The following is a 17,015-nucleotide window of genomic DNA, read 5'->3' as shown; positions in this document are numbered from 1 at the left end:
AAGCTGGGTTGCCTCTCAGGGCCCACCGTTGCTTTTCGGAATGAGCGTCAGACATATGAGCGCAAACAGCGCAGTCAGGCAGCTTGTCAAAGCGAGCGGCCACCACCCCATAACGAGGAAGGGAGCTGCGCCAGCCGTACCTGCAGCGGTGACCCCAAGGATCGCCGCCACAACCAATGCGGCACCGCGAGAATGATCGCCCTTCGAGGCAATGATCGCCTGGTGGAAACCGATCGGACCGCGGATTCCAAATGCGCCGTTCGTCACAACCCACAGGGGCACGAGTACGATGAGGCTTTCTCCGCCACTTCCAACGTAGGCAAGGATCAGCAGGAATCCCAGGAGCAGGCCGGCTGTGCCGATGACAATCATGCGCTCGATGCCGAATGTCCGGGCAAGCATGTTTGATAGGTTCGATGCCAGGATGAAATTGGCAATGCCGCAACTCTGGAGAAGAATGAAATCTCGGATACCTCCACCCAAATTCCCTGTCATCACCGCCGGTGCGCCAAAGACAAAGATAAGGATTCCCGCCAAGGAAAAGGCCTGACTTAAAGCGTGCCGAAGGAAATCAACCTTTCGCACGATCGAAAAATAGCTCTGGTGGACTTCAAGAGCGTCCTGCCGATCCGGAAGTGAATGGCCGTAGGTCTTGCTGGCAATCGCGCAGACGACCGCACAACCACCAAGGACGAGGAAAGAAGTCTCCCATCCACCCACTTGGAGTAGAAATGCCCCAGCTAAAGGGGCAAGTGCGGGTGTCAGGGACTCGATCGACCCAAGTCTTCCGAACATTCCAGCGGCTTTGTCACCAGTATAGAGGCCTTGGATGAAACCGGGCGCGAATACCGCCGGGCCAGAGCCGAATGCGCCTTGCACAAAGCGCAAAGCGACAAGCCCCTCCAGATTCGGTGCGAATGCCGACAGAATAGAAGTGATCGCGAATAGGCTTAGCGACCAGACCAGAAGCTTACGGGGAGAATACCTCGCTCCGAGTTCCCCAAAGGTCAGCAATCCCGCAAGCGTGCCTGCTGCATAAGCTGCGAGCACCATCTGGGCCAAAGCCGGCGTACCACCTAGTTCGCGCGGCATCGTCGGGACAGCAGGCAGGACCAGATCAGTTCCGGCGATACCGAGAATGGTGCCGAACGAAATCAGCAGAAACAGGAAACCGGGTGATGCGCTACGAGTCATAACCGCACATACCACCCAGGGACGCCCGCACCCATCGTGCTAGGGTTATCACGTTGAACAATTTTGTTGATGTTTTGCGACAGTCTGCAAGCCGGCGGGCGTAGAAGTCATTACGCCTCACCATCTGATAGATGCCGTAGAGGGTCAAGGCGACGCTTCCCTACGGTGATCGCAATCCGTGTCCAATCGCCGCTCGAAAGCACCTGCTGCTGCCGCTGCTCACATCGACAATCTCGGGAATGATAGGACCGATCGTTGTGCCGACGCCGAACCATCGGTCACGGGCCCGCCCCGTTGATGCGTCGTGTCATGATGTTTTTCTCCGATGTTGAAGGGAACCGTTTCAGGACGAACGGTGTTCTATGTGCCGCTGCGAACGACCATCTCCCTCGATTGCAATTCGCAGCAGAGAGGCCTGGTGGAAGAGCAGCCATCAGGCCTTTTTCATATCTAGCTAGATCAAATGTCTGGTGTGCTGGGCCGCACCACGGCCCTACTTCCTGAACGCTGTGGCCATCCCCTACGCCGCGGCGGAGAGGTCCGCCCGTTCCCACCAGCCTCGCGCGGGCCTCTCACTCCAAAATGTCATCATCCAAAGGCGGTAGGAACTCGCGGTCGCGCATTTCCGTTTGCACCCGTCGCGGCAGATAGCCCAAATACGTCCGCGATCGTAGGGCCGGCAGAAGGTTGGGAGAAGCCGGCCCTATGCTTATTGCCGAATTGCGATCTCCATATCATGCGCAACAATCCGCCGTCGCGATGCCGATCCACATCTGCGGCAGAGAGGCTCGGGTGGATTGCAGGCCGGAACGAGCCTCTCCTTTTATTCCTAACGTGCGGCGGGAACCTCATGCCAGTTTCGTCGTTTTTGTGGGCCGCGGCGTCTGTCCCCAACACCCCTCCGCGGCCATAGGGCCGGCGCGTGGCATGTCGTCGGCCCTATGCTTCCAATTGCAATCTGAATCGGCTGTGCAATATTGCTGCTGCCGCGATGCTGATCAATCGTCTGCGGCAGAGAGGCCCGGAAGGACGTCACTGCACGACTGGGCCTCTCGACGGCCCTGCCCAGCCGCCGGGAACAGAACTTGTGTCGAGACGTTCGGGCAAGTCGCGGCTGCATGCCAATCGACCTCCACCGCGACCGTAGGGCCGGCAGGGGCCCATACTTGCCGGTCCTATGCATAACCTTCCGACGATAACGACCGTCGAGACCGCTTGAAGCCGTTCCCCAGCGTGTTGATGACGATATGGCCGGTCAACAAAGAGGAGGAAACTTCAAGAGCAACACGCCCAATGCCGGCGGTAAGCGCTATGCCGTTTCCGATCCCGCTGAGGCTTCGAGACCTATGCCGCCCGCAATGTTCGGATCGGCGCTCTTATCGATCGCGACGGCGCGCGCGCCGGAAGATGTCGGCGCCTTGCCGGGTTTTGAAGAACCTCCTCAACGCAATGGCAAAGCCACGACAGGCCCAGCATGCGAAGTTGTGAACTGGTATGGCTTCGAGCCTGAAGTCATTAGCGTTGCCACGATCAAAGAGCGGATATCAAAGCTGGCGCGCCGGCGAACCCTCGGAAAGCGGCCTTCGCTAAAAAGCCAGAACAAGCGTCACTGACCGCGAACCCGCCCGTCCGCGGCCTGCGCCGGACGCTTACGCTACCGTTGGCGACACCAGAATTTGGTCGCCGTGACAATCCCACACCCGTTGTCAACAGCGCTGCGTGAGCCTCTCTCCCGAAAGGTCATCATCCAAATTTGGTAGGAACTCGCATTTGCTTATTCCGTTAGCAGCCGTCGCGGCAGATAGCTCGAACACGTCCGCGACCGCAGGGCCGGCGCGAGGCTGGGGGCGCCGGCCCTATGTCTATTGTCGAGTTGCGATTCGAGCCTCTATTTTCATTCCTGACGTGCGGCAGGAACCTCACGCCGGTTGCGGCGTTTTTAGGAGCCGCGCTGTCATTTCCCAACCCGCACCGGGCGGCCATAGGACCGGCGTAACGAGATGTCGCCGGTCCTATGCTCTGGGATCATATCCGTGGAGAACAGAATTTGTGCCGAGATGTTCGGACAAGGTCGTGGTCTCTTTCTCCTGATGAATACGCGACCATACGACCGGCAGGGGCCCGATTTGCCGGTCGTACCTGAGAAGTACCTTCTCTATGCAGACGTGGCCAAGCTCGACAAGCCGATAAAGCCCGCTGACTTCAACTGCTCCGCTCACCCATATCCTCTAAACTCGGCAGGCGTGACCAGTGCCTGATCGAGAGTGTCCAACGTTCAGTGCTCATTATGTGCTCAGAAAATCGCTTGCTGTGTAACCAGAAAGTTGCCGCCGAGGTCAAACGTGAATGACTATCCAGGTTACGACCAGCCCTGCACACATGATGAGCACTGGTGCCCCGTAGTCCACCCAGGTTCGCTGCCATAAGTCCTTCATAGCCTTACCGCCCCATGAGTTACATCTTATGAAACGCCCCCTAACGCGAAGGGGGCAATTTTGTTCCATCTCATAAGCTTGTGCAGAAAATTTAGGGCTTCGGGGCGGGAGTTTTGATGCGATTTCCAGGCGGACACGCCCGGAAAAACACGAAGGCGCTCGACCCGTTGCCGGGGAGCGCCCTCTTCTAGAGCACGACTGCAAACGTGCTACTGCTGCGACGGTGTGGCTTTTTGAAGCTTATCCTGCACCCTCTGAACGAGTGCGGGATCTTTTTCCGCGGCGGTTAAGATTGCATTGTATTCCTCAACTGACATGTCTGGAGAACCTTCGACCACCTGCACCATTTTTTTGCTTGCCTCGGTCTGGAGCTGTTGCTTTGTAGCCGCGTCCGATGTGGCTCCAATCTTGGTCGAGTATTCCTGCCTCACCTTGTCGACCTGCAGGTACGCGACCGCAAAAGCCTCGATTTTCTGATCGGTGACGGCGGCAGCAGGCATGCCATTGCCACCCGTCTGCCCTTGGACGGGCCCTTTCTGTGTATTTGCCTCCTGCGCAAAAGCAGGATTGCCGAAAAACACCAAGCTCAAAATCAGTGCGGATAGCGATGCTGGACGGAAGTTGCGAGTGATCATCTTCATTCCTTTTCAGCTAAGAGCGTGAACAACAGCATGTCGGGTAAACCCGTAGCCAGCATGGGGAACGATCCGGCCACAATATGACTGTAGCATGTTAACCCCACGGCGATTATGCGATGATCTTTGGGCGATGGAGCATGGCGGTCTATACCGACGACGAGTGAAAGCCTGAAGGGAAGAGGCGGAGTTGTGACAGCATGATCGAATTTGCGGATAACCTCATGCTGGCGACCGACGCGAGTGGTGAGGTGGAATAGGAACGATTTCACTCCTGGACGATGGTCACCAGTTTTCGGCTGGCAACACAGGTCCGGATCGCCTCGGAATCCTCGTTCAGAATGGCAATGAGGGTCGCGGTGTCCGGCGTCCGCAAAGTGCACTCATAGACGGCCCTTGCGCCAAGCTCGTCAGCGCTTACATCCGGATCCTGCCGAAGGTCTTTGAGAATTTCGGAGGCATTCCGCATGCACTCTTCAAGCGTGGCGGCGAAATGTAGCTCTTCATCGTCACCTGGAATGATCTGACAAGCGTAAATCACAACCTCCATGCGAACCTCTTCTCATTACGACAACTCTCGTTATTGCTTAGGTCAATTTCCTCTCGGTCGCTATCCGTCAAAATTGATAGGTTGCAGTGGATAACCGTAACACCCTGAGGATTGCGGAACCTCCAAATCAGAGCTGCGTTGGCAGACAGGAGGAAGCTCATATGAGACGTGGTCACTGGGAAAGGCCGATCACATATGAAGAGGACAATCGCGGCGGATATCGAACGATATGGAGCGCCGAAGAAGCAGCTCACGCATTGCTATTGATGTGGCCTGTCGATGATGGTGACGAATACTGGGAGGCTCAGCGCGTCTGCCTCGCGGTGATGGAGGGAGAGCGGTCCGCTGAGGATGCCCGGATTGCCTTCCTCAAGGCTGCCGCGGAAGCCGGTGTTTTCGTCCGCGGTCAATAGTCCATCAGCATCGCTTTAAAAGACTCCTGTTGACTCACTCTCGAATGAGAACATAATTAGAACACCGGAGCCGCAATGCGGCGGCGCTCCCTTGAAAATCCCAGAAGAAGAACGCGCTTCGGCGCGAAGGAGAAGTCGTGTCTACGAAACAGCATGAAATTGAAAAAGACGAAGCTCGCAATGCGCTTGAGGAGGTTCTTGCCTACCATGGAGGAGACGCCCTCGCCGCGGTCCAAACCTTGCTGGAGGACTGCCGTCACCTGCGTCATGAGCTTGTTCTCGCTGAAGGAGCGATGAGCACCGGAATGACAAGGGGCTGGCGGCCAAGCTTGGAGCGCAAAGATCATGCCTAAGACGGGTGGTCCCGATCCCCGCTACACGTGGCGCCGAACCAATCCCGAGACACCGGACCACTTTGCTGGCTTAGACGGAGAATGGCCGGTCCTGCACTTGTGCTGCAACGGGTATTGCAGATACGCCGAGGCTTACGGCAAAGGCGTCCGAGGATTGCTATGATGCTCAGTTGGCCGGAACGTGGCCCGGGATGAGCGAAGAAATGTGTATGAAGGCCAAGAAACTCGCAGAGCAGGAAGCCAGGCAGAAGAAGGATGCCCAGTGTGGAATAACAAGAGCTTTGCCAGAAGTCGGACCGGTCACCTGGTGGTGCGATGAACACTTCCCCCATTTGGACGAGATCAAACGGTTGCGTGGTCTACCAGATCGAGGTAGGTGGCGGCCACGTCCTGATCGAGCTTAGCGCCACCGTGTCCATTCACTTGCAGATGAGCGATTAGCTTCAGGAACGCCCGCAATGCGATGGACAATTCCGCGCCGTCCGCGACGGGTAGGTCAACGACCGGCTTGAGCCGAGCGACGACCTTGTCCGCCGCATCTCTGACGGCTTCGTTTTCCGTATTACCCACGATTTCGCAGGCCAGAGCATACATCTGCCGGTAGCTGTGCACCGCCAAGATCGCGCGCACAAGCCAGTCTTCCCCAAGCTCCGTCATGAGCTTACCCCAAACCCCAATTTACATCTGAGATGCAGTGCCTCTACTTCATTTTGGCTCAGGAGTGCGAAATCTCACCATCTTTGGTGAAGGGGCCATTAACCATGAGAACACAAGCCGCCCCACCTGATCGAAGACGACGGACGATCGCATTCCATCCACTGCGGTATTTCCCGCACTACCTGGATGTCGCAACCTAAGGCGTTGAGCGTGCTTTCGAGGAGCGTATGGATACGACCGCTTCGCTCGCATTGCCACATTTATCACCGCCGGTGTAGCAGACATAGGCAAGCGCCTCGTTCTGTGCGCCGCCTTTGTCGGAGCCCTGGTGAAGCCAATCTGTGCGATCAGCGGACGATAAGAGGTAACGGGGATCCACCGCGATGACACGTCGTGTCTTGGTGATTTTCTCCGATGTTGAAGGGAACCGTTTCAGGGGATGCGCGGTTTATCTGCTATCGCACCAGTCATTGACCTCCCCAAGTGGTGCGAGGCTGCGAAGTCCGTTGTCCCCCGAAGCATATAAGTCGCAGCCATGAGGCCTGGCGGAGTCGAAGCCGCCAGGCCTCATCCTTATGAGCTGTGTCGCTCTGGAACCGAAATTCAACTTCAGCGTTAAGGAGCGTCGCGGGGCGCCAAAGCCACGGAACCTATCCGCGACCGTAGGGCCGGCGTAACGGAATGCCGCCGGTCCTACGATAGCGTTTCGGACACCTGCCCAAGGACGTGACAACCCGAAAGCTGATCTGATGCAGATTTGGAGGGCACTCCGGGTGCGCATTACCAGATTGGTACTTATACGTTGCGCTTGGTCTATGCATCATCGCGCCGGCACTTCAGGAAGTACGGGCCGAGCAGGTCTACTTTGCAGCCAAAGTGATATTAAGCCCAGCTTATAGCGAGCTGTTTTCTTGGTGCCGTAGTTATCAATGGGTTGATCACCGGTCCAACTCGATCGCACTCTGCTCTTGAGGTATAGCCAGCCTGACAATCAATCCGTGCGGATGACGATCCATCAATTCCAGCTTTCCATGATGCGCCTGTACAATCTCGGTGACGATGGACAACCCGAGGCCGAAGCCAATATCCGCCCCTCCCCGCGCCGCATCGGCTTTATAGAATGGCTCAAGTACCCGGTCGCGATGCTCAGCGGGAATTCCCGGTCCATCATCCGCGACATCGATGATGGCTTCACCATCAGTCGCGCATAGCGTCACATCGACACGGCTTCCGAATTTGGTCGCATTGTCGCACAGGTTCGTCACCGCGCGCGTGATGGCAAGTGGCTTGAAGCTTGCAACCAATCGCGAGGGACCGCGATAGGCGATTTCATGCCCCATATCCGCGAACTCATCGCACACCGTCTGCAATATCGAGCCGAGATCGGCACGCTGGAATGCCTCGCTCTGGTGATTGTCCCGCAGATAGCTGAGGCTTTCCTTCAAGAGCCGGTCTATTCGTTCTATATCCGTGAGCAAGGCTTCCCGGACTTCGTTTTCGTTCACTCTCTCGGCGCGAAGCCTCAATCGCGTCAGCGGTGTTCTGAGATCATGACTTATGCCGCGAAGCATTCGCGTGCGTGCATCGACCATAGCCGAGATGCGGCGCTGCATTCCATTGAGCGCCCGCGCAAGCGTCACAATCTCGACGCTGCCGCGCTCCTCGAACGGTGCCGCGCCGAGAGAGATGTCCGCCTTCATAGCCGCGGAGGCAATCCGGCGCAGCGGGCGGGTTATCGCCCAGACAGCGAACATGGAGAACAGGATGATCAGCGTGACCGTCGCCACCAGGTAGTTCGAACCAAATCGCAACGCATCGTTGCGAAGAAAGCTTTCGGGCAGCAGCTCCATGACGAGCAGCGTTTCGTCATCGATCTTGGCTGCGAGGACGCGCTTACCGCCGACGAAGGTTCTCCAGCCCCCGAATGGTATGGGTCGGTCTTCGGGAGGCAGGAGCCGATCGATCGCAACCTGGATGAAAGGCTCGTCCGGCGACGTAGTGGTGAAATCGTCAAAATAGGAGAGCGGACGCAGGACAAAATTTTGCCCGCCGCGATTGGCCGCCGCCAGAACCGAGCTTCTCTCCTCGGGCGTAGCCGTTGCCAAGACCGAGGCGATTGCCGAAACGCGGGCAGACATACCTTCCAGATCAGGGGCAGTATATTCGTCCCGCACCCAGGCTTCCAGTGTCGAACCTATGACGAAGGCAATGATCAGGCAGGCGAAAATGACGGCGGTGATCTGGCCGTGAATGGTCGAGATCGACCGGGATATCCGAAATCCCAAAACGCCTCCTTGGGCTCCATGCCCGCTGGTTGACTTGAAACGGCTCTATGGCAGACCCGATCCGGCGGAGAATAGGGCGTTCCACGGAAATCCGAGATTAAGTTTTGTGTCGATCGGCCGCAAATGCCCGCAGGAACTGTCCGTCGTCAGGCCTATCCGCAACAAAGCGTAACACAAAGACACGCCGGCCAAGCTCGGCCCATGGCAGGACGGAGATGTTGCAAACACGGTCCTCGGCGCGCGCCGACGGCTTCCGTGTCAAATCACTGGAGCACCCATGTCTTTTATCCAACGGACCGATCGGCGACTTCGATCAAGCGCCCTATGCCTCTCCTTCGTGTTCGCCGGCACGGCTTCGAGCGCACTCGCCGCCGACGCGATCCTTGGGGCACAGACCCCAGAACCGCCATTCGATCAGGAGCGGTTCAACAACGAGAAGCCGCAGCGAAACTGGAGCCTCATTGTTGGCGGCGGCGCAATCTACGAACCGGAATATGAAGGCGGCAACAAGTTTGAAGTGCAGCCCATACCGGTGATCGTCTTCACTTATGGCGAGTGGCTCGAAATCGACCCGGCAGGTGTAACCGTCACGGCGCTTCGACACGAGGGTTTCGCGCTGGCGGCCAAGGTCGGCTACGAAGGCGGGCGGGACGAGGACGACGCGGACCGTCTCGATGGACTGGGCGACATCGACTTCGCCGCAACAATTGGCGCCAAGGCTTCCTATAGCTGGAAGGGCTTCGAGTTCTATGCCAGCGTCGACCAGACGATCGACGGCAGCGAGAGCCTGATCGGGACCTTCGGTGCCGAATATCAGGCGTCCGTCACCGAGCGCCTGATCCTCGGCGCCGGCGTTGAGGCTGTCGTCGCCAACAGCAAGCACATGGAAGCCTATTTCGGTGTGAACGCTGCGCAAGCGGCACGATCCGGTCTGTCCGAATACAAGCCGGATGCTGGTCTCAAGCGCGTCAACGTCTCAGCCTCCGCCACGTATATGCTGAGCGAAAACTGGTTGATCCGCGGCGAAGCGAGCCTTGGCATACTGACGGGCGATGCCGCCGACAGCCCGATCGTGGAAGAGAAGCTGCAGCCCTCCACCTCGGTGTTTGTCGGTTACAAGTTCTGAATTGGAAGAAAACGAACAACGAGAAGCCGGGCAAATACCCGGCTTTTTTTGCAGAATTATGTAGAAAGTGCCACCAGAGCCGCAAGGTAAGAACGCTGTCCGCAATTATAGGCCAAGCTATTTCCTAGGCTTCTGAATGGTGTTCCAGAGGGCGCCCGGCGTAAAATCATAGCCCAGCAGACAAGATCACGTACTCGCGCCTGAAGACCCGCTTCAGTGGTGACGGTTGGTACCTAATTTCTTTCTTTATTGCGACAGTCAGCCCTGCTCGACATTGGCGGTGAACATATAACCGCCGAGCCTGACCGTCTGCAGCAGGACCGGCGTTTTCGGATCCGACTCGATCTTCTGACGCAGCCGGCTGATATGCACGTCGACGCTGCGTTCGATCGGCCCGGCAAGACCTGTATGCGTGAGGGAAAGAAGCTCTTCCCGCGTGATGACACGTCCGGGATTCCGACAGAATGCCAACAGCAGATCGAATTCCGTCGTTGTCAACGCAACTCTGGCATTGCTGGGGTCGTGCAATTGTCGGCGCAGCGGGTCGATCTGCCACCCTTCGAAGCGAAGTTTGCGCTGGGCCGAGTTATTGACCAAGCCATAGGACGCCCGCCTCAGAAGACTACGGATGCGCGCCACGACTTCCCTGGGACTGAACGGTTTCGTCACGTAATCGTCGGCGCCGACCTCCAGCCCCACGATACGGTCCACCTCCTCCCCAAGCGCCGTCAGGAGAATGATCGGTGTCGTCTTTTGGGAACGAATCCGCCTGCAGATGCTCAGACCATCTTCGCCCGGTAACATGACATCCAAAATGATGAGGTCGAATTCGTTATTACGCAGCAAGGACTGCATCATATGCCCATCGTCGGCGACGGTGGCAATCATCCCATTTTCCTGCACCGCGAGCGCGAGAAGTTTGCCGATCTCCGGGTCGTCTTCCACGATCAGAATTTTCGCGTTCGCGGAACTTGATTGCATTGTCGTCTTCCTTGCCTCAACTGGCGCACAATGCATGTGACGCAGACTGCGAATGTTTCGCTTTATTAAGTTTTGTTGCGAGGGTTGGAAAGGCCAAGCAGGTCCCTGACCCGCCGTAGCAAGCGCTCATTAGAGCGGCAGGGTCAAGAACACTGGCAAAAGACCAACCGACTGGCCAAGTTCGATGAGCTCTACGCCGATCCATGCGGCAAGGAAGCCCCCCCCGCCCCCCAACCCCCCGGGGGCTTTCGCGGGCGAAGGGGTGTGTCGTCCCTTCCCCGCCACAAGGAAAGATCCGGCCAAAGCCTCGGAGTCGTCCGCCGGTATTCATGGAAGCGTTGGCCATAGCGGCTGGCCAGGTAGGCCTCTTCGCCTCGCATGGCCATGTCGAATGCCAGATATGCCGTCAACGTGATTGCGCCGACGAGCAATAGACTGCCAGTTTGCGCGGCAACTCCGGCAATGCCGATCAGACTGAAGAAATAGAGCGGATTGCGCGTGATCGAATAGGACCCATAGGTGACGAGTTCCGAATTCTTGCGGTCGCCGATGTAGAATAGCGACCAACCTCGACCGGCAATTGCAATGAAGATCGCCAGCGTTCCCATGACCTCAAAAACGGCTCTCACCAAGGGAGGTGCCGGCGGCCCCGATGTGACTGCAAGCAAGCAGAATGCGAGGCCGCCAGCTGCCCGAAGTGCATTGATACGATAGCGCTGCCGGAACGGAGCCTGAATGTTGCCCATGATGCGTGAAACCTCATCTCGAAGATCTTTACGGTTTCTTGTCACAGGCGAGGCTGGTCTCGCTTAATGATATGTTGCCACCTGTTAAGACCTGCTGAGAAACATGACAGGGGGATCAGTCTCACTGATCCCCCTGTCATCAGCGCCGCTCGAGGTCGGCATCGGCCGACTGGAGGAAAGGGCTGAAGAGCCGGTTCAAGCGATCGCCGAAATCTGAGAAAATGAGGTGCAACGAGGGGATCACGATCAAAGACAGTACGGTGGACACGAAAAGTCCTCCGATGACGGCTATGGCCATGGGAGCCCGGAATTCGCCACCATCCCCAACGCCGAAGGCAGACGGCAGCATCCCGCCGATCATCGCCAAGGTGGTCATGATGATCGGGCGCGCCCGCTCGATACACGCCTCCACAATGGCCTCGGTTCGGACAAGTCCATGTGCTTCCCGCTCGACGGCAAAGTCGACGAGCATGATGGCATTCTTGGTCACGATACCCATCAGCATCAGTATGCCGATCACCACAGGAAGTGATATCGCGTTGCCGCTCAGGAGAAGACCAGCTGCAACACCGCCGATCGAGAGCGGAAGGGAAGCAAGGATCGTCCAAGGAGCCAGGATACTTCTAAACAGCAGGATCAACACGATCAGAACGAGCATAATGCCCGCCCCCATTGCCGTGGCGAAACTCTCGAATACTTCAGCTTCGGTATCGGAATCGCCGGTGGCCTGTACGCGCACGCCGTCGGGAAGGCTGTTCACGCTTTTCATCTGAAGCAACCGATCGAGACCCTGACCCGATGTCAGGCCCTCGGCCATGTCCGCACCTATTTCAATCCGGCGCTGGCGATCGAAGCGATTGATGGCTGAGATGGTCTCGTCAATGCCGATCTCCGCGACAGTGGCCAACGGCACCTGTCTGCCGTCGGCCGAAGGTACGGTCAGCGTATGAAAGACCGGAAGCTGCCCCCGTGCTGCGGGATCGAGAACGACCCGGATCGGGATCTGACGCGAACCTTCGATAAGGTTCGCAAGTTGGCTGTCCACGTCGCCGATCGTCGATATGCGCATCGTGCTGGCGACGGCTGCGGTGGAGACCCCGAGCGTCGCCGCTTTGTCAGTCAGCACTGTCAATCTCAGTTCGGGCCGCATGGCGGTATCGTCGCTTGCCGGATTGACGAAGCTCTTGTCGCTCGACATTTCGAGCAGTATATCGTCAGCCGCGTTCTGAACAGCATCGCCGTCGCTCCCCAGTACGGAGAATGACAGCTCGCGCTCTCCGCGATTATTAAGGAATCTAAGGCGAGTGTCGGGTATGGAAGCGATCGATCTTTCGATATCTGCCTCGATGTCAAAGGATGAGCGGGACCGTTCCCCCTTGTGCAGAAGGTCGACCGAGGTGACCGCGTAACGCACATCCTGCTGACCGCTCATGCTCGATCCCGCGCGCGTCAGAACGCCCTCCACCTCCTCGAGCTTCATCACCCGGGCCGCAATCTCGTCGGTTACCGTCCGGGTTTCTTCAAGAGTTGCACCCGGTGGCAATTCGACGGTCAGCGTCAGCCGCCCCATGTCTTCATCCGGCAGGAAGGTGGTGGGCACAGTCATCAAAGAGATGATGGCAGCCGCAAAAAGACCGAAAGCAGATCCGACGGTCACCCCTTTCCAGCGAAGGCTCGTCCTCAGGACGGTTTCATAAGCGGATATTACCCGACCCTTTTTCCTTCCCGCGGCCGGCCGGGTGGTCATGAGGTAGGCTGCCATGATCGGCGTAATCAACCGCGCGACCAGGAGAGAGAAGAACACCGCGATGGCGACGGTCAGGCCGAACTCGCGAAAATATAAGCCTACAACGCCGTTCATCAGTCCAACCGGCGCGAAAACAGCAATGATAGTGGCGGAGATCGCGATCACCGCCAGCCCGATCTCGTCGGAGGCATCGAGGGCGGCCCGATAAGCAGACTTGCCCATGTTTCGATGTCGAACGACATTCTCGATCTCGACGATCGCGTCATCGACGAGGATGCCCGTTACAAGCGTAATCGCCAGCAGGCTGAGAATATTGAGCGAGAATCCGAGAAGATCGATGACGAAGAATGTGGGAATGATCGAAAGCGGCAGCGCGACGGCCGCGACGATCGTCGCGCGCCAGTCGCGCAGGAACAGGAAGACGACGACGATCGAGAGCGCCGCCCCCTCCAGTAGCGTGTCCATCGCGGAATGGTAATTTCCGGCTGTGTAAGAAACACTGTCATCGACAAGGCGGAAGCGGATCCCAGGATTGCCATCGCCCAGTTTCACGATGGCTTCGGCGACCGTACGGGCGACAGCCACGTCACTCGCGCCCTGGGAGCGGTAGACGGCAAAGCCGACAATATCAGTGCCGTTCAGCGTGGCGAAGGTTCGAGGCTCGGCCACCGTATCACGAACATTCGCAATGTCCGCAAGTCGCACGGTATTGTCTCTGGAAAGGGCAAGGCGCTGCTCGGCAAGCTCTGCTACCGTCTTTGCCGCCGCCGCCGTCGTCAGGACCTGCTCGCCTCCGTCGATCGCGCTTCGCCCGCCGGAGCGATCGAGCTGCGTTTGCAAAAGCGTTTCGTTGACCGCCGCGGCCGAAAGCGACAGCGCCTGGAGGCGATCGGCATCCAGCTCCACATGGATTTCGCGATCGGCGCCGCCGACCCGTTCCACACGTCCTACTCCGGCAAGTCCCTGCAGATCTCGGGTAACAACATCGTCGACAAACCAGGAGAGTTCCGCGGCGGTCATATCCTGGCTGAGAACCGCGTAGGTGACGACGGATTGTGCCTCCTCCTCGATCCGCTCAATGACTGGCTCGTCGATCGTGCCAGGCAGGTCGCCTCGAATTCTGGCAACGGCATCCCGCACGTCGTTCATCGCCCGATCCGGGGAGACGAGCCCCAGTTCGAACTCGACGGTCGTCACGGATCGCCCCTCATGGATCGTTGATGCAAGGTCCTCGATTGCCGGCAGCGATGCGATCGCGTTTTCGATCGGCCGGGTCACCTCGGTCTCCAGCTCGACCGGCGTCGCTCCGGATTGCTCGACGGTGATCTTGACGGCCGGAGTGATGATCGTCGGGAAATAGGTGATGGGCAGTTGGGCGAAACTGTAGAGCCCGACGACGGTCAAAACGACGAAAAGCAGGATGGATGGAAGAGGATTTCGGATTGCCCAGGCCGAGACATTGCCGTTTTTCATGGCGCAACCCTTTCGCCGTCCATGGCCAGAAACGACGACGCCAGACGATCCACCGAGGGCGGGTTTGAGGCTGCGATGACTGGCTGGACTTTTTCCTGAGCCTTCAGGAACGCGCCGGATTTCAGGACAACCATTTCTCCATCGCTGACTCCGCTCACGATCTCCACGAAACCATCTTGCCGCGTACCGACCGTCACCCGACGTAGGTTAACGACGCCATCCTCGACGACGAAGACATTGCTCGTGCCGCTCGCGGTCTTGACCGCACTCCCCGGCAGGAGAATGTTGCGCCTCGAAGACGAGTTGATGCTGCCGCGGGCGAAAACGCCGGGTGTGAGCCCGTCGTGATCGTCAAGTTCAATGCGTATCTCGCCGCTGCGTGTCGCCGGATCGAGTTGCGCAGCGCTTAATCTCAATGTGCCGCCAAGCGGAGCCTCGTGCCTGGGCAAAGTGATTTCTGCGCGCATGCCCTCACGAAGCCGCACGAAACTGGTATCTGTGACTGTGGCGACGAATTCGATCACTGCATCCTTTGCGATGACGAACAGAGGAGCGCCTGAACTCGTCGACATGGCGCCGATGCGCGCGGTTCTGCTGAGGATCAGCCCGGAACTCGGAGCCCGGATCGTGCTGCGTTTAATCGTCAGCTCGATCTCCTCCCGCTCCCGAGCGATAAGCTCCGCATCCGCCTCAGCAAGAGCAAGTGATTGCCGAGCAAGGCCGAGTTCCGCCACCGCACGGGCATGCGCGTTTTGATGTTCATCGAGAACCTGTTGTGAAACCGCACCCTTGGGCTGCAGGGCGCGGCTGCGTTCCAATATCTTTCTGGCTTCCGCTTCGCTCACCAGCGCCACGTCGAGCCTGCTGGTTTCCACTGAGACGGCGGCCTTGGCCCGCAGGATGCTGACCGAATTCTTGTCGAGCAGCATGCGGGCAGCGGTCATGTCGAGCACGGCCAGCGCCTCGCCCTTTTCGACATACTGCCCCGCCTCCACCAATATCTGCTCTATCGCCTCCCCCTGGACGGATGGGTAAACGTGTATCTCCTCCTTAGCGGTGAGCGACCCTACGACAGGAACGCGTTCCGTCACTCCAGTTTCTCTGGCAACAACAACCGTGACCGGCATCTGGTCCTGCGCCTGAGTTACAGTCACAAAACCGAACCAAAGAAAAATCACGCCGAACGCCAGGCGCGTGTGTGATGTTGGTGATTGGGATATCCCAGCCATAGAACGACCTTCCGCTTGATCTGGAGCTATTGCATCCCAGATGATCCGGACCAGACCGTAGCGATCGCGCCGTCTATCGGTATGTCATCGCGTTAAGAAACGTTGCGCCGCCGCGATTCCATGCCCGGCCCACAGGGGTCATCCGGCCGTCACCCAAACCTTCAATCAGCGGCGATGGCCTCACGCCCTGTTGATCGGCACACGGCGATCACACGCGGTTATTATCAGGCGGCGGAGCGATCCTGCCTATATTGTGTGGAATGTCAGCGACGAACACGGTGCCAGCGAGGTTTCTTCCATGTCGAGCGAGCCGCTTTTCGGCGAAGGCCGTATCCAAACGCGCGAGGATCGTTCGCAGGCTCTTCACCAGGCCTCCTGGCTCGATGGCGCGGTGACCTTCGACCATCGGCACTGGGTCTGCAAGGACGTCGAGCTTCGCTGGAATGCGCCACGCCATGTGATCGTGTTGACCGAACGTGGGCGCACGGCGCGGACGCGCGTCTCATCCGGCAGCGACCTCGTCTATGACGGACAGGATCGGCCAGGTGCCGTCACTTTCGTTCCCGCCGGCGTCGAGCGCTACGGCATCTACCGCGAGGCCGACCTCAATTATTCGGCATTTTGGATAGACCCTTCGGCGGAAATCCCCGGCATCGACCGGTTGGCGCAGATGCCGACGACGGTGAACGGCAGCGACCCGGTCATGGCCGCGCTCCTATCCTCGCTCTGCATGGATCTGGCCGGCGGCATCCGGCCCGACGCGGCTTATGTGGAGCATCTGGCCGCACTCCTTGCCATGCGCATCGCCGCCCTCGACGGGAACGCACCCTCTACCAACCGTCCGGCCCCTCTCAGCCGGCCCACATTGGTGCGGGTGGGCGAGTTCATTGATGCACATCTTCAAGGCGACATTTCGCTTCGCGACCTTGCCGCGGCCGCCAACATGCCGGCGGATACGTTCGCGCGACGCTTTAAGACGGCGACCGGGATGGCGCCCTATGCCTATGTGCTGGAACGGCGCATCGCCCGCGCCGAGACGCTGCTGAAGACGACCTGTTCGCCGATCGGCAATCTCGCCCTTGCGCTCGGCTTTTCCAGCCAGAGCCATTTCACCTCGACCTTCCGCCGCCTGAGAGGCACGACGCCAAGAGCCTACCGCGCGGAATTTCTTCCCGGATCGTGACAGTTCCG

14 protein-coding genes are annotated in these 17,015 nt (G+C 58.4%); 5 read left to right on the top strand and 9 right to left on the bottom strand.

Going from position 1 to position 17,015, the window contains the following annotated elements; all coding sequences use genetic code 11:
* Nucleotides 1–15 precede the first annotated feature (15 nt).
* On the bottom strand, nt 16–1,209 hold the full coding sequence (locus YH62_RS05230) for an MFS transporter (protein WP_046793138.1): 1,194 nt from the start codon (nt 1,207–1,209) through the stop codon (nt 16–18).
* 1,232 nt (nt 1,210–2,441) lie between these two features.
* Here YH62_RS05230 and YH62_RS05225 point away from each other — a divergent pair.
* Nucleotides 2,442–2,807 carry a hypothetical protein gene (locus YH62_RS05225; RefSeq protein ID WP_046793137.1) on the top strand — a complete coding sequence of 122 codons (366 nt, stop codon included), beginning with the start codon at nt 2,442–2,444 and terminating at the stop codon, nt 2,805–2,807.
* Between the two features lie 1,031 nt (nt 2,808–3,838).
* Here YH62_RS05225 and YH62_RS05215 read toward each other — a convergent pair.
* Both YH62_RS05215 and YH62_RS05210 read right to left on the bottom strand, forming a co-directional pair.
* Nucleotides 3,839–4,264, bottom strand: a complete 426-nt coding sequence (locus YH62_RS05215) for a DUF4168 domain-containing protein (protein ID WP_082118298.1) — start codon at nt 4,262–4,264, stop codon at nt 3,839–3,841.
* Between the two features lie 268 nt (nt 4,265–4,532).
* Complete coding sequence (locus tag YH62_RS05210) at nt 4,533–4,814, bottom strand: hypothetical protein (protein ID WP_046793134.1); 282 nt, start codon at nt 4,812–4,814, stop codon at nt 4,533–4,535.
* A gap of 161 nt (nt 4,815–4,975) precedes the next feature.
* Between YH62_RS05210 and YH62_RS05205 the strand changes: the two genes are divergently transcribed.
* Nucleotides 4,976–5,227: a DUF982 domain-containing protein gene (locus tag YH62_RS05205; protein ID WP_046793133.1), complete on the top strand. Its 252-nt coding sequence runs from the start codon at nt 4,976–4,978 to the stop codon at nt 5,225–5,227.
* Between the two features lie 137 nt (nt 5,228–5,364).
* On the top strand, nt 5,365–5,580 hold the full coding sequence (locus YH62_RS30720; protein WP_082118242.1) for a hypothetical protein: 216 nt from the start codon (nt 5,365–5,367) through the stop codon (nt 5,578–5,580).
* Between the two features lie 342 nt (nt 5,581–5,922).
* Here the strand turns inward: YH62_RS30720 and YH62_RS05195 are convergent, their stop codons facing one another.
* Both YH62_RS05195 and YH62_RS05190 read right to left on the bottom strand, forming a co-directional pair.
* On the bottom strand, nt 5,923–6,237 hold the full coding sequence (locus tag YH62_RS05195) for a hypothetical protein (protein ID WP_137326698.1): 315 nt from the start codon (nt 6,235–6,237) through the stop codon (nt 5,923–5,925).
* 938 nt (nt 6,238–7,175) lie between these two features.
* Nucleotides 7,176–8,522, bottom strand: a complete 1,347-nt coding sequence (locus YH62_RS05190; protein WP_046793130.1) for an ATP-binding protein — start codon at nt 8,520–8,522, stop codon at nt 7,176–7,178.
* 277 nt (nt 8,523–8,799) lie between these two features.
* Between YH62_RS05190 and YH62_RS05185 the strand changes: the two genes are divergently transcribed.
* Nucleotides 8,800–9,648 (top strand): MipA/OmpV family protein, encoded by an 849-nt coding sequence (locus tag YH62_RS05185; RefSeq protein ID WP_046793129.1) that lies wholly within the window; start codon nt 8,800–8,802, stop codon nt 9,646–9,648.
* 258 nt (nt 9,649–9,906) lie between these two features.
* On the opposite strand, the gene YH62_RS05180 is transcribed toward YH62_RS05185, so the two are convergent.
* The 4 genes from YH62_RS05180 to YH62_RS05165 form a co-directional block, all read right to left on the bottom strand.
* On the bottom strand, nt 9,907–10,629 hold the full coding sequence (locus tag YH62_RS05180; RefSeq protein ID WP_046793128.1) for a response regulator transcription factor: 723 nt from the start codon (nt 10,627–10,629) through the stop codon (nt 9,907–9,909).
* A 191-nt stretch (nt 10,630–10,820) separates the two neighbouring features.
* A complete protein-coding gene (locus YH62_RS05175) occupies nt 10,821–11,375 on the bottom strand; it encodes an isoprenylcysteine carboxylmethyltransferase family protein (RefSeq protein WP_046793127.1) in 555 nt (184 codons plus the stop codon).
* Between the two features lie 139 nt (nt 11,376–11,514).
* On the bottom strand, nt 11,515–14,595 hold the full coding sequence (locus YH62_RS05170; RefSeq protein ID WP_046793126.1) for an efflux RND transporter permease subunit: 3,081 nt from the start codon (nt 14,593–14,595) through the stop codon (nt 11,515–11,517).
* A complete protein-coding gene (locus YH62_RS05165) occupies nt 14,592–15,722 on the bottom strand; it encodes an efflux RND transporter periplasmic adaptor subunit (RefSeq protein WP_082118297.1) in 1,131 nt (376 codons plus the stop codon). The genes YH62_RS05170 and YH62_RS05165 overlap by 4 nt, the downstream gene beginning before the upstream one ends.
* Nucleotides 15,723–16,122: 400 nt before the next feature.
* On the opposite strand from YH62_RS05165, the gene YH62_RS05160 reads away from it, so the two are divergent.
* Nucleotides 16,123–17,007 carry an AraC family transcriptional regulator gene (locus YH62_RS05160; protein WP_046793125.1) on the top strand — a complete coding sequence of 295 codons (885 nt, stop codon included), beginning with the start codon at nt 16,123–16,125 and terminating at the stop codon, nt 17,005–17,007.
* Nucleotides 17,008–17,015 lie beyond the last annotated feature (8 nt).

The organism is Rhizobium sp. LC145 (assembly GCF_001005825.1).
GTDB lineage: Bacteria > Pseudomonadota > Alphaproteobacteria > Rhizobiales > Rhizobiaceae > Neorhizobium.
The sequence above is the reverse complement of the archived record's forward strand: the minus strand, read 5'-3'. Positions and strand labels throughout refer to the sequence as shown.

What these genes read in the sequence shown, in the direction of transcription:
- YH62_RS05205 (WP_046793133.1), top strand. Translation starts at nt 4,976, where the DNA reads ATGAGACGTGGTCACTGGGAAAGGCCGATCACATATGAAGAGGACAAT.
- YH62_RS05180 (WP_046793128.1), bottom strand. Translation starts at nt 10,629, where the DNA reads ATGCAATCAAGTTCCGCGAACGCGAAAATTCTGATCGTGGAAGACGAC.
- YH62_RS05170 (WP_046793126.1), bottom strand. Translation starts at nt 14,595, where the DNA reads ATGAAAAACGGCAATGTCTCGGCCTGGGCAATCCGAAATCCTCTTCCA.
- YH62_RS05160 (WP_046793125.1), top strand. Translation starts at nt 16,123, where the DNA reads ATGTCGAGCGAGCCGCTTTTCGGCGAAGGCCGTATCCAAACGCGCGAG.
- YH62_RS05195 (WP_137326698.1), bottom strand. Translation starts at nt 6,237, where the DNA reads ATGACGGAGCTTGGGGAAGACTGGCTTGTGCGCGCGATCTTGGCGGTG.
- YH62_RS05225 (WP_046793137.1), top strand. Translation starts at nt 2,442, where the DNA reads ATGGCCGGTCAACAAAGAGGAGGAAACTTCAAGAGCAACACGCCCAAT.
- YH62_RS05165 (WP_082118297.1), bottom strand. Translation starts at nt 15,722, where the DNA reads ATGCCGGTCACGGTTGTTGTTGCCAGAGAAACTGGAGTGACGGAACGC.
- YH62_RS05210 (WP_046793134.1), bottom strand. Translation starts at nt 4,814, where the DNA reads ATGGAGGTTGTGATTTACGCTTGTCAGATCATTCCAGGTGACGATGAA.
- YH62_RS05185 (WP_046793129.1), top strand. Translation starts at nt 8,800, where the DNA reads ATGTCTTTTATCCAACGGACCGATCGGCGACTTCGATCAAGCGCCCTA.
- YH62_RS05215 (WP_082118298.1), bottom strand. Translation starts at nt 4,264, where the DNA reads ATGATCACTCGCAACTTCCGTCCAGCATCGCTATCCGCACTGATTTTG.
- YH62_RS05175 (WP_046793127.1), bottom strand. Translation starts at nt 11,375, where the DNA reads ATGGGCAACATTCAGGCTCCGTTCCGGCAGCGCTATCGTATCAATGCA.